The sequence below is a fragment of the Kribbella rubisoli genome (assembly GCF_004217145.1).
Lineage (GTDB): Bacteria > Actinomycetota > Actinomycetes > Propionibacteriales > Kribbellaceae > Kribbella > Kribbella rubisoli.
Genome location: NZ_SHKR01000011.1, coordinates 1,654,714 through 1,667,468 on the forward strand (window position 1 = coordinate 1,654,714; position 12,755 = coordinate 1,667,468).

The 12,755-nt window shown below is 69.4% G+C and carries 7 protein-coding genes; 5 read left to right on the forward strand and 2 right to left on the reverse strand.

Features of this window, described 5'->3' with window-relative positions:
- The first annotated feature begins 457 nt into the window (after positions 1-457).
- The 4 genes from EV645_RS10880 to EV645_RS10895 all read left to right on the forward strand — a co-directional run bounded on the left by EV645_RS10880 (position 458) and on the right by EV645_RS10895 (position 7,845).
- Positions 458-3,166 (forward strand): type 2 lanthipeptide synthetase LanM family protein, encoded by a 2,709-nt coding sequence (locus EV645_RS10880; RefSeq protein WP_242000325.1) that lies wholly within the window; start codon positions 458-460, stop codon positions 3,164-3,166.
- 13 nt (positions 3,167-3,179) lie between these two features.
- Entirely contained in the window at positions 3,180-3,407 is a 228-nt protein-coding gene (locus EV645_RS10885) for a hypothetical protein (protein WP_130442249.1), read from the forward strand.
- A gap of 112 nt (positions 3,408-3,519) precedes the next feature.
- The gene (locus EV645_RS10890; protein WP_130442251.1) at positions 3,520-6,444 is read left to right on the forward strand and encodes a helix-turn-helix transcriptional regulator; all 2,925 of its coding nucleotides are present in this window, start codon (positions 3,520-3,522) and stop codon (positions 6,442-6,444) included.
- A 171-nt stretch (positions 6,445-6,615) separates the two neighbouring features.
- On the forward strand, positions 6,616-7,845 hold the full coding sequence (locus tag EV645_RS10895) for an ROK family transcriptional regulator (protein WP_233714893.1): 1,230 nt from the start codon (positions 6,616-6,618) through the stop codon (positions 7,843-7,845).
- 3 nt (positions 7,846-7,848) lie between these two features.
- On the opposite strand, the gene EV645_RS10900 is transcribed toward EV645_RS10895, so the two are convergent.
- Positions 7,849-8,598: an alpha/beta fold hydrolase gene (locus EV645_RS10900; protein ID WP_130442255.1), complete on the reverse strand. Its 750-nt coding sequence runs from the start codon at positions 8,596-8,598 to the stop codon at positions 7,849-7,851.
- Positions 8,595-9,257 (reverse strand): DUF998 domain-containing protein, encoded by a 663-nt coding sequence (locus EV645_RS10905; protein WP_130442257.1) that lies wholly within the window; start codon positions 9,255-9,257, stop codon positions 8,595-8,597. Before EV645_RS10905 ends, EV645_RS10900 begins: the two co-directional genes overlap by 4 nt.
- Positions 9,258-9,396: 139 nt before the next feature.
- Here EV645_RS10905 and lysX point away from each other — a divergent pair, with 139 nt between their 5' ends.
- Entirely contained in the window at positions 9,397-12,723 is a 3,327-nt protein-coding gene (gene lysX, locus EV645_RS10910; RefSeq protein ID WP_242000326.1) for a bifunctional lysylphosphatidylglycerol synthetase/lysine--tRNA ligase LysX, read from the forward strand.
- Positions 12,724-12,755: the final 32 nt, after the last annotated feature.

The following is a 12,755-nucleotide window of genomic DNA, read 5'->3' on the forward strand; positions in this document are numbered from 1 at the left end:
GGCGCAGGCATCGTTCCGGGGTGCCGCCGGCTTTCCACCAAAGGCCGGGCGGCCCGGTCTGCTGCCGCGGGGTCGTCAACCCCCCAGTCGTCACCCCGCGGCAGACACCGGTCGACACTCAGCTACACCTACTCGGAACGGTCAAGAATATGGGGGCTGAGTACCCATGCCCGGGCCCTGTCCCCGATGGCAGCCTGAGCCCGTGCTCAACTCAGCGACCGCGGGAACGGCCCGGATCAGCCAGCGCAAGAGCTGGTGGTCAGCGGGCGTTCGACCGCACGAGTTGACCCACTCCGCGCCGGCCTGGGCCGAGTACGTGGAGCGCAGTACCTCTCTCCCACCGAGCGCGCCTGCCGCCGGTCGAGACCCTGCAGGGACCGGTGTCATTGGCGGCTACACGTCAGGTGGAGCGGCCGCGGCAACGGATGGGTCCGGCACGGACTGGCGGCAGGCGCTCATGCCTTGCCTGGAACCGCTCCTGGACTCGGCTCGCCGGGACCTGGCCGCGGCCGGGCACACCGGCGTACTCGCCGAGCAGTTCCTGCAGCGGCTAGGACTCCGCCTGGTCAAGCTGGCCGCCCGCACGCTGGTCCTGGAGCTCGCCCGGGCCCGGGACCGCGGCGAGCTGGCCGGCGACACCCCTGCCGCACGGTTCCTCGACTTCGCCCACCGGCTGGTCGGAGGGAGCGAGCTGGCGGAGTTGCTGGCCGCGTACCCGGTGCTGGCCCGGGTCCTGGGCGAATCGTGCCGACAGGGCGTCGAGGGTCACCTCGAGCTGCTGGCCCGACTCGCCGAGGACCGTGAGTCACTCGTCACCGGACTACTGGACGGCCGCGACCCCGGCGCACTGACCTCGATCGACCCCGGCGGCGACCCGCACCGGGGTGGTCGGTGCACAGCGATCCTCACGTTCGCGGACGGACGCCGGCTGGTGTACAAGCCGCGTTCGCTGGAGCTTCACCAGCACTTCAACACCTTCGTCGACTGGCTGAACGCCAAGACCGCAGTGGACATCCGCACGGTCGGCCTACAGACCCGGGACAGCTACGGCTGGCTGGAGTACGTCGACCACGAGCCGTGCGAAGACTTCGCCGGCGTACGGCGGTTCTACCAGCGGCAAGGTGCTCTGCTGGCTTTGCTGTACGTGCTCGACGGCACCGACATGCACTTCGAGAACCTGATCGCCGCCGGCGACCAGCCGGTGCTGGTGGACGTCGAGACGCTGTTCCACCCCAGTCGGCTCCCGGCGACGGCGTCGAGCCACGATCCGGCGGACCGCGCGCTGGTTGCCTCGGTGTACCGCACGGCGCTGCTTCCGCTGCTCGTGCCGGGAGAGTTCGGCGTCGCGGATGTGTCCGGTCTCGGCGGCGGGTCGACCGCTCCGACGAGCGTGGTCGACTGGGCCGACGCGGGACTGGACTCCATGCACCTGGTGCGTCGTCCCGGACAGACGACCAACGCCGTCAACCGGCCGATGCTGGACGGGGCGACGATCGAGCCGCGCGAGCATGAGATCGCTGTACTGACAGGATTCCGGGCCGCGTATGAGGCGATTGCCCGGCACCGCGAGGAGTTCCTCGGACCGCACGGATTGCTGGCGCAGTGCGCCTCGGACGAACTCCGGTTCGTTCCGCGCAGCACGTCTCTGTACAAAGGTCTGCTGGATGAGTCGACCCACCCGGACGCACTGCGTGACGCGGCCGGCCGGAGTCAGCTGCTGGACCTGTTGTGGGATGCCGACGAATCGCTGCACGCGATCGTCCCGCAGGAGCTCGCCGACCTGTGGGCAGGCGACGTACCGCTGTTCACTGCTCGCCCGGACAGCACCGACGTGTGGGCGTCGGACGGCACCCGGATCGCCGATGTCCTCGCAACTACAGGGCTTGCGGCGGTCGAGGCGAAGATCGCAAACCTCAGTGACGTGGACGAGCATCGGCAGACCTGGCTGATCTCCGCGTCGCTGGCCACCCGTCCGGAGCCGATCAAGCACGTCAGTACGAGGACGAGGCAACATCTCGGCACGACCGAAGCCGACCCCGATCAGCTCCTCGCCGCGGCCACCGACATCGCCGACGAGATCGTCGCGCAGGTGATCGGTGAAACCGGCGGCGCGGCCAACTGGCTCGGTCTCGAACTGCTCGACGACCACCACTGGGCTGTGCGTCCCATGGGCGCCGGCCTGTCCAACGGCTACACCGGTACGGCGCTGTTCCTCGCACAGGTCGGCGCCCTCACCGGAGCCGGCAAGTACTACGAACTGGCCCGCGACGCGATCCGTCCGATCCCGCTGCTGCTCGAAGCGCTGGCCGGTGACCTGGAGTCGGCTCAATTCGTCGGACCGGGCTTCCACGGCCTCGGCGGTATCAGCTACGGCCTCCACCGGCTGTCCACGCTGCTCGGAGACTCCGGACTGACCAGCTGGCTGACAGCATCGCTGGAGCTCACCGAGCAGCTCACGACGGACACCACCGAGTTCCCGTCGTACGTCGAAGGCGCGGCCGGCGGACTGGCCGCGATGCAAGCAATAACAGGATTTCCGGCCGCCGACCGATTGGCCGAGCGGTATGCGAATCACCTGGCCACCACAGTCGAGAGCGGCCTCCGTGGCCGAGTAGCAGCGGATCACGGCTTCGCTCGCGGCTATCAGGGGATCGCATGGTCGCTCGGACAGTACGGCGTACCTGGTGACAGGTACCTGGATGCCGCCCGGACAGCAGCCGACCTCGACCGGCGGAACGCACCCGCCGGCCACGGCTGGTGCTCGGGCGACGCCGGGACCGCACTGGCTCGGGCGGCGGCCGGAGTACCAGCGGACCTCGACAGCTACCTGAGGGCCGCGAAAGAACGTCCGGTGCTCGCCGACCTGAGTCTGTGCCACGGCGAGCTCGGCGCGGTGGAGTCACTGATGTGGCTCGCCGCACGTGAGTACCCAACTGCAGAGGCGGTACGACGACGTCGTGCCGGGTTGGTGCTCGCGGCAGTGCAGCAGTACGGGCCGCAGTGCGGAACACCACGCGCCGTACCGTCTCCAGGCCTGCTGACCGGTCTGGCTGGGATCGGATACGGGCTGCTCCGTCTTGCGTACCCCGAACGGGTTCCGTCCGTCCTGTTGCTCGAACCAACCGCCGGGTCGAGGTGTGGCACAGCGCCAGAGCCCACACAGTGACAAGGGGAACGACATGACCGCCCAGCACCACACCGCACAGCACCACGATGTTCAGCCCAGCACCACGGCCGACGCACAGTCCGCCGCTCCGGAACACACTGACCCGCTCGGTCCGATCACGTTGCCGATGCGGCACAAGGTCGGCATGCGCGCGATGGCCCTGGTCGGAACCGTCGGCCTGAGCGCATTGGCAGCCGCCGTAGTGGCGGCGCCCGACGGCCGCCCGTTCGGCACGATCTAGGTTCGACGACCTGCTGGCACACACCAGCGAACGTTTGACCGAGGGTCCGGTACAACCGGCCCTCGGTCAAGCTATCTGCGGTGACAGCAATTCGTCGTTACAGTTGGCAATCGTGCAGACCCGTTCGCCTACCGTCGTCGGCAGAGCCCGGGAGATCGAGAGCCACCACCGCCTGCTGGCCGGCGCCGGTGACGGTCGGGGTGGTGCGATCTTCCTGGTCGGCGAGCCCGGCATCGGAAAGAGCCGGCTTGCCGCGACGGCTACCACCGAGGCGCTCGACGCGGGCATGACGACGCTGCGCGGACGGGTCGGGGCGATCGGCACGATGGTTGCCTTCCGCCCGTTCACCGAGGCGCTGCTGTCGCTCATCCGGCGTGGTGAGATGCCCGCGACCGAGGTCCTCGGGCCGTACCAGCAGGTGCTCGGCCGGCTCGTTCCGGACTGGGACGACGGTACCGCGCACGACACCGCTGCGTCACCGGTCGTACTCGGGGAGGCAGTACTGCGACTGCTGACCCTCGTCGGCCGGGAGCACGGGTGCTTACTCGTCCTTGAAGACCTGCACGGTTCCGACCCGGAGACGCTGGCCGTGATCGAGTACATGCTCGACAACCTGGACAACCAGCCGATCGCGCTCGTCGCGACGATGCGGTCCGAGACCTGCGCGGCGTACGAGCTGGCACGGTTGTCGGCGCAGCGAGGTACCGCCGAACTGATCGAGCTGCAACCGCTGCGGCGGACGGAGGTTGCCGAGCTCGCCGCGGGTTGCCTCGAGGTTCCGGTCGACGGCGTGCCGGAGCAGCTGGCGGACCAGTTGTGGAACGACAGCGCCGGAGTCCCCTTCATCGTCGAAGAGCTGCTGCAGGAGGCGAACCGCAGCGGACAGCTGGTGTCCGGTCCGGACGGCAGCGTGCAGGTGGTCGACGACCTGCACACGAACGTCCCGGCCGCGGTGGTGCGCAGTATCAGCAGCCGTACCGCGCAGCTCGGGCCGCAGTCGCGGGACATCCTCGTGCTCGCCGCGGTGATCGGGCACCGGTTCCCGCTGAGCGTCGTACGCGAGGCGACCGGGACGGACGAACGCCAACTGCTGGCCACGCTCCGGGCCGGCGTGGCCGCCCAGCTGGTCGGTCCGGACGAGCCGGCGCCCGACTGGTACGCGTTCCGGCATCCGCTCACCGCCGAATCGCTGCTCGCCGGCCTGACGCCGACCGAACGGTCGAACCTGGCCAGTCGCTGCGCCGACGCGGTCGAGGCACTGCATCCCGGTCTGCCGGGCGAGTGGTGCCCGATGGTCGCCGAGCTCGCCGACACCGGTGGCGACAGCATCCGTGCCGGGCGGCTGTTCGCGCTGGCCGGCCGCCGGTCGTTCGACGACGGCTCGACCGGGTCGGCGGCCAACCTGCTCGAGCGGGCGAACACCCTGCTCATCGCCGATCCCGATATCAGCCACCGGGCAGACGTGCTCGGCTCGCTGCTGCTCGCGCTGAGCGAGACCGGGGGCTACGAGCACATCGCCACCCACGCCGCGACCGTTGACGAACTGGCGGACCGCAACCTCGACAGCCGCAAGGTCGCCGCACTGCACGTCCAGCTCGCCAACGCCGAAATGATGGCCGGTCGCTGGTCTGCCGCGCTGACGCATGTCGCGACCGCCCGCACCTTGCTCGGCAGCGATGCCGGCGACGCCGATCTCGCCCCGGTCGACGCGATCGCGGCCAACCTCGAGCTGGCCCGCACGAGCCCTGGCCGGCTCAAGACCGCGACCGAACTGGCTCTCCGCGCGGCCGCGGCGGCCGAACGCGCGGAGCTGCCCGAGGTGGCCTGCGAGTCTCTGCAACTGCTGGGGATCCTGGCCCGCGAGCACGACCTCGACCGGTCGGTCGACTACTTCCATCGGGCCCGGCAGATCGCCGAGGACCAAGGGATGACGCACCAGCGAGTCGCCTCGCACTTCTTCCAGGCGGGCACCATCTGCCTCGCGAACGGCAGCATCCTCGAGCTCGAGCAGGCCCGGCAGCAGGCTTTGCGGATCGGCGCCATCCAGTTGATGTACGAGATGGACGGCATCCTCGGCCAGCAGGCGATCCTGCGGTCCGAGTACGCCCGGGCCGCCGAGATCATCGCCGAGTGCCTGGAGGTCACCCGGCGACTACGGATGGGGCGGGCCGCGACCTATTTCCTGGCGATCAAGGCGATGCTGGAGGCGCACCAGGGCCATCGGGCCGCGATGGAAGCAGCGCTGGCCGAGGTCGCGAACTGGGGTGGCGAGCGAGCGTCGTACGAGTTGCCGTACTCCTACGGGCTGGCGCGGGCGTTCTGCGCGTTGCTCGAGGAGAACCGCGAGCTGGCCGACTCCGACCTGGCGCAGGCGCTCGCGTACGACGCGCAGAACCCGACCACCCTGCACCTGACCGGCAAGAACGGTCTGGCGCTGCTGCTCGGCGTACTGTCCGGGCGCAACGGCTGGGCGCACTTCGAGGCGGTGACCGCGACCGCGGCGAGCGGGATGCGGTGGAACAGGCAGTTCGTCCAGTTCGCAGAGGCCGTACTGCTCGGCCGGGACGGCAAGGTCGAAGCAGCCAACGCCAAGGTGCAGGAGGCGACGGAGACCGCGGCGCTGTTCCCGCTGGCGCGAAACCTCGGCCTGCGTCTGGTTGCCGAGCCTGCCTACGCCGACGGGTGGGGTGATCCGGTCGGGTGGTTGCGGCTGGCCGAGGACTACTTCCACACCGCGGGCATCCCGGCCGTGGCGAGTGCTTGTCGCGGTCTGATGCGGCAGCTCGGCGCGACGGTCTCCCAGCGGCGGAACGGATCGGAGCTGGTTCCGGCGCACCTGCGGCAGCTCGGGATCACCACTCGTGAGTTCGAGGTGTGCCAGCTGCTGGTGGACAGGATCGGGAACAAGTCGATCGCGTCCCGGCTGCACATCTCGCCGCGGACCGTGGAGAAGCATGTGGCGAGTCTGATGAGTAAGACCCAGCAACCGGATCGGGAGGCACTGAGCAGTTTTGCCCGGACCGCGCTCCAGGGTTGAGCCATAACCTGACCCGATTCCGGACAGCGATGCGTGTGCTGGAACATCTGGCACCTGTTGGGTGATAGTTGTCGACTCACGCATCGGTCTCCGCCAACCGACGCGGCCAGTGGACAGTATTTACGAACGCTCGCTATCTATACTGTGCGAGTGGCAGGCAAGGGGTCGGACATGAGCAAGGGAACGGTCGGCGGCGGCGGTACGACGATGCTGCGGCGGATCAATGTCGCCTCGGTCCTGGATGCGGTCCGACGGTCCGCGCCGGCACCGTTGCGCGTCGCTGAACTGGTCGAACGGACCGGTCTGGCCAGACCGACGGTCGCACAGGCCGTCGACGAGCTGCTGGACGCCGGTTGGCTGCAGCAGCACGGCCCCGATTCCGCTGACCGATCGCTCGGTCGCCCGGCGATCCGCGTCTCGCTGCGCGGCCGCGCCGCGCCGGTGCTCGGCCTCGACGTCGGTCCGCACCGCGTGACCGTCGGCGTCTCCGACCTGGCCGGCCGCAAGCTGTCGCTGGTACGGCGCTCTGGACCGGGCTGGACCGCACAGGAGCTGCTCGGCGTCATCGGTGAGGTGATCACCGAGGCGCTCGCGGAGGCCGAGGTGCCGGCCGAGGACGTGGCCGCTGCCGTCGCCGCGAGCCCTGGCATCGTCGACGAGCACACCGGGCGGGTCCAGCTGGTTCCCAGCGTGCCGGGCTGGTCGGCGATCGACCTGATCAAGCACGTGCGCGGTCTGCTCGACTGCCCGGTTATGCTGGACAACGACGCCAACCTGGCCGCGCTGGCGATCGCTGCCGCGCGAGGTGGCACCGGCACGCTGCTGGCGGTCCAGTGGGGCGAGCGGCTCGGTGCGGGCATCGTCATCGACGGCCGGCTGCACCGGGGCACCGGAGCGGCCGGTGAGATCGGCTTCATCGCCACAGGTCCGGATGACGTGATCAACCCCGAGGACAGCCGCGGACCGCTCGAGCGTGCGGTCGGCTCGGAGGCAATCGCGGCACTCGGACGTCAGGCCGCGCTGGACCACCCGGAGTCGCGTCTCGCCGAGCTGGGCGGAGACCAGCTGGACACCGCGGACGTGTTCGCCGCTGCGGCGGATCGTGACCCGGTCGCGCAGGCCGTCGTACAGCAGGTCGCGCGGTCGTTCGCGCGTGCACTGGCTCCGTCCATCCTGGTGCTGGACCCGACCGCCGTGGTCATCGGCGGCGGTGTGGCGCGAGCCGGCGCCGTACTGCTGGACGCCATCTCCGACCAGCTGCGCCTACTGACGCTCAACCACCCGAAGCTGGAGCTGTCCGCCCTGGCCGAGGACGCCGTGGTCACCGGCGCGATGCGCATGGCCCTGGACGAGGTCTGGCAGCGCAAGCTCCCAACCCCTGCCATGACCAGCACTACCTAGGCCTTACCGGGGTACGGCGGCGGCGATTGCGTCTGGCCGGTCCAGATGGACCAGGTGGGCGGAGTCCGGGAGCACCTCGACTGTGCCGCCGAGCTTGTCGGCCAGGCGGCGTTGGCCTGCCAGCCAGCGGGTGGCGGTGAAGCGGGAACTGCCGCCGGTGGCGACGAGCAGCGTGGTCGGAGCCAGTGCGCCGACCGGTCCCGCGACCAGCTTCTGTACCTCGGCGGCCAGCTCCCAGCTGCCCGCCAGTTCGTCCCAGAACAGCAGCCACGACGAGTCCGCGCCGTACCTGCTCCTCGCCGTTGCCTTCGACAACAGGTCGTGGTTCGACGTGCTGCCGACGCGGACGCTCAGCCGGCGCAGTCCCGTACCGATGACGCTCGGTAGACCGGTCCGCCCGAGGAACCGCGCCAGCGCCCGCACCGCCCGGTCACCACGCGTGCCGGGGTAGAACGCACGCCAGCCCGTCTCCGAGGTCAGACTGGTGTCGACCAGCACCAGCCGGGTCACCTCGAGCGGCCGGGTGAGCGCCCAGCGCAGTACGGCGAGTCCTCCGATCGAATGCCCGATCAATCCGATCTCCGCGTCGGGCGGTACGTCGGCCGCCGCGCGCAACGCGTCCACCTCGGACGTGATCGGCGTCAGCCACGGATCGATCACGCGGACGTCCTCGTCCGGCAACAGCTCGACGACCCGGGCGAACTCCTCCGGAGTCTCGGCCAGGCCGGGCACCACGATCCAGATCACGGTCATCGAGAGAAAGCTTGCCTCAGACCTGGTAGCAAAGTCCCCAACATTAAGCAGAACAGCAGGGTAGAGGCCCGTTGCAGGATGCCCGGCGCAGCCACCTCCTGGCCGCTCAACGTCTCGTAGGCGACCACTGACCCGAGCCAGACCTGCGTGAGCAGGACCCCTCCGGCGAGTACGGCGAGCAGCTTGCTCCACCAACCGCCCCAGCCGCGGCGATACACCGCGATCAGAGCGAAGACGGCCATGGCAATCGTGCCGGCACCGGCAATGGTCGACGTCGCCTCGTGCAGCACCAGCGCGGCGCCGGCCTGCCCGTTCACCTCGCTCGCACGGCACGCAGCGCTCACCGATGGCGCGCAGTCCATCGGTGAGAACGAGTCGAACATGGTCCCGAACGCGAAGACCGCAGTACTGATCAGCAGCCCGGCCAGCTCCCGACTCCGGCGGGCGAGCAGGACCGCGAGCAGTGTCAGCACGCTGCTGGACAGGTCCATCGCCCGGGCATACAAGCTGGTCGACTGGTCCCGTGCGCCGAGCTCGCTCAGGAACGACGTGCGGACGCTCAGCGGGAACCCGGCCGCCGCCTCCAGCAGCAGGCTGCAGTAGAGCACCGCGGCGGCCAGCAACAGGTTGCGGACCGGGCGGTACGGGACAGCGTCCATGCTCGTCAGCGTGGCATGTCAACCAAAGTATTGGCTGTGGCGTCAGGGGTAGGGTCGAGGTAGTGCTAGGTCGACCGAAGTCTCAGCGAACTAATGGGATGATCGGCTGGTGCGGTCGGAACAATCAGTAGTGACACCGGTGTGGCAGCACCGTTCCGCGGTCTGGGTGGGCCGCGTCGTCGTGCTCGCCTCGGTGTGGTCCTTTCTTGCCATTCCGCTGCACATCGGAGCGCCGATCCTCGTCAAACACGTGGACATGGCGTTCGATTTCGTCGGCATCCCGGCGGGCCACACGTTCTTCTCCGCCGTCTACCTCGCGGTGGTCGGCAGCGCCTTGCTGCGCGGTAAGCGAGCCGCACTGCTCTGGGTGCTGTGGGTCTTCGAAGCGCTCTGGCTCCTCGGCCTGACCGCTTACATCGCGTTCAGCACCGTCCGGCTGAGCAGTCCGAGCGGCACCGAGTGGCTGTCCGACCTGGACCGCACCACGGTCCAGGACCTCGAGTGGGCCATCATCCAGTGGGTCGTCGTCGCCGCCATCATCGTGCTGTTGTGGAAGATCCGCGGCGCTTTCCCGGCCCGCCTCGCCCCCGGTACGCGCCGGCTCGCGGTCGGCGCGCTGGTCTTCGGCATGCTGATCTCGATCGCAGTCAGCATCACGCTCACCCAGATCTTCCCGCGGACGCTGAGCGGTCAGCGACAGAAGATCGGCTGGGCGATCATCGCTGCCCTCGGCCAGTCCCGGAGCAAGCTCGGCGGCCACGAAGGGCACGGCTGGATCGGCCTGTCGGTGGGCGCGATCTCGGCGGCCTCGCTGGTGATCGCGTTCTGGATCTTCCTCCGCTCGGTCCAACGCGTCCGGTACCTGACCCAGCCCGAGGAGCTCGAAGTACGGCGGCTCCTGCTGCTGCACGGCGAGCGGGACTCGCTCGGGTACTTCGCCACCCGCCGCGACAAGGCGGTCGTCTTCTCGCCGGACAACGACGCAGCGATCGCCTACCGCGTGGTCAACGGCGTCAGTCTCGCGAGCGGGGATCCATTGGGCGATCCGGTCGCGTGGCCGGCCGCGATCCAGCGCTGGCTCGCCGAGGCCCGACGGTACGGCTGGTCCCCCGCCGTCCTGTCCGCGAGCGAGGAGGCAGCCCACGCGTACGTCGACGCGGGTCTGCGCGCGTTGTCGATGGGTGACGAGGCGATCATCGACGTCGCGGACTTCACGCTCGAGGGCCGGACGATGCGCCCGGTGCGGCAGGCGGTGACGCGCGTACAGCGGGCCGGGTACCACGCAGAGGTTGTGCGGCACGGGGACCTGTCGCCGGAGACGTTGTCGCAGTACGTCCATCTGGCCGAGCGGTGGCGGGGCGCGCGGACCGAGCGTGGGTTCTCGATGGCGCTCGGGCGGCTCGGCGATCAGGCCGATGCCCGGTGCGTGATGGTCATCGCGCGGGACGCGGACGGCGTCGTCCGCGGGCTGTTGTCGTTCGTTCCGTGGGGCGTGCGGGGTGTGTCGCTGGACCTGATGCGGCGCGACCCGGAGTCCGCGAACGGGTTGATGGAGTTCATGGTCACCTCGCTGATCGAGGCGTCCGGCGATCTCGGCATCCACCGGATCTCGCTGAACTTCGCGATGTTCCGCGAGATCTTCAGCGATGCGGAGCGGGTCGGCGCCGGTCCGGTACTGCGCTTCACCAACGCGCTGCTCACCGGCGCCTCGCGCTTCTGGCAGCTGGAGAGTCTCTACCAGTCGAACGAAAAATATCTGCCGCGCTGGTCGCCGCGGCTGATGTGCTACTCGCGGGGCGCGTCGCTCGCCCAGGTGGTGCTGGCAGCCGGTACTGCGGAGGGCTTCCTGCCCGCGCCCCGGCCGTGGACCCGCGTCGACACCGTCGAAACGGCCGAGCGGCACGCGATCATGGCAGCGGACGGGCGCGCGTTCGCCACCGCCGTGCGCGAGCAGGAGAACGAGCTGCTGCGGCCGGCGTTGCCGGAGCGCAAGCTGACCGAGCAGGAGCAGATCCGGCGGGCGAAGCTCACCGAGCTCGTTGCCGCGGGCATCGATCCCTACCCCGTCAGCGTGCCGCGGACCGAGACGCTCGAGCGCGTGCGGGAGCTGTACCCGAACCTGCCGCCGGACCATCACACCGATCACCTGGTGTCGGTGACCGGTCGCGTGCTGCGGATGCGGAACCACGGCGGCCTCGCGTTCGCGCAGTTGCAGGACGGGTTGACACAACTGCAGGTGATGTTCACGGCCGAGGCGTGCGGCGACGTACCGCTCGAGCAGTGGCGGCGACTCGTCGACATCGGCGACCACGTCAGCGTGACCGGCGAGGTGGTGACGAGCCGGCGCGGTGAGCTGTCGATCGCGGCGACGTCGTGGGTGATGGCGGCCAAGTGCCTGCATCCGTTGCCGGACAAGCGGAAGGGGTTCACCGATCCCGAGGCGCGGGTGCGGCAGCGGCATATCGACCTGGTGATGAACCCGGACTCGCTGCGAATGATGCAGCAGCGCAGTGCCGCCGTACGGGCCATCCGCAACGGTTTCGAGACCCGCGGGTTCATCGAGGTCGAGACGCCGATGCTGCAGGCGGTGCACGGCGGCGCGAACGCCCGGCCGTTCGCCACCCACATCAACGCCTACGACACCGAGCTGTTTCTGCGGATCGCGCCGGAGCTGTTCCTGAAGCGGCTCAGCGTCGGCGGGATGGGCAAGATCTTCGAGCTGAACCGGAACTTCCGTAACGAGGGCGCGGACGCGACCCACAACCCGGAGTTCACCTCGGTCGAGGCCTACCAGCCGTACGCCGACTACCACGTGATGCGCGAGCTGACCCGTGAGCTGCTGATCGAGGCCGCGACCGCGGTCTTCGGCAAGCCGGTGGTACGGCGGGCCGACGGCGAGATCGACATCTCCGGCGAATGGCCCGTCGTCACCGTCCACGACGCCGTCGGCCGGGCCGCCGGTGTGGACCTCGATTCGAACACCCCGGTCGAGGAATTGCGAGAGATCTGCGCGGAGCACGGCGTACACACGACGTTCGAGATGTCGGCCGGTGAGCTGGTGCTGGAGCTGTACGACGAGCTCGTGGAGCCGAACACGACGTTCCCGACGTTCTACACCGACTTCCCGCTGGAGACCTCGCCGCTGACCCGCAACCACCGGACGGATCCGCGGCTGGCCGAGCGCTGGGACCTGGTTGCCTTCGGCGCCGAGATCGGTACGGCGTACTCCGAGCTGGTCGATCCGGTCGAGCAGCGCCGCCGCCTGACCGAGCAGTCCTTGAAGGCCGCCGCGGGCGATCCCGAAGCGATGTCGCTGGACGAGGACTTCCTGTCAGCACTCGAGTACGCGATGCCGCCGACCGGCGGTCTGGGCATCGGCGTCGACCGGGTCATGATGATGCTGACGGGCCAGAACATTCGAAGCACGCTGGCGTTCCCGTTCGTTCGTCCCACCCCTAGGGACTGACGGGTACCCTTGCTGCTTCAGGGGTGAGGGGC

Coding starts and splice junctions, on each gene's coding strand:
- EV645_RS10880 (WP_242000325.1), top strand. CDS start 458: ATGCCTTGCCTGGAACCGCTCCTGGACTCGGCTCGCCGGGACCTGGCC.
- EV645_RS10885 (WP_130442249.1), top strand. CDS start 3,180: ATGACCGCCCAGCACCACACCGCACAGCACCACGATGTTCAGCCCAGC.
- EV645_RS10895 (WP_233714893.1), top strand. CDS start 6,616: ATGAGCAAGGGAACGGTCGGCGGCGGCGGTACGACGATGCTGCGGCGG.
- EV645_RS10900 (WP_130442255.1), bottom strand. CDS start 8,598: ATGACCGTGATCTGGATCGTGGTGCCCGGCCTGGCCGAGACTCCGGAG.
- EV645_RS10905 (WP_130442257.1), bottom strand. CDS start 9,257: ATGGACGCTGTCCCGTACCGCCCGGTCCGCAACCTGTTGCTGGCCGCC.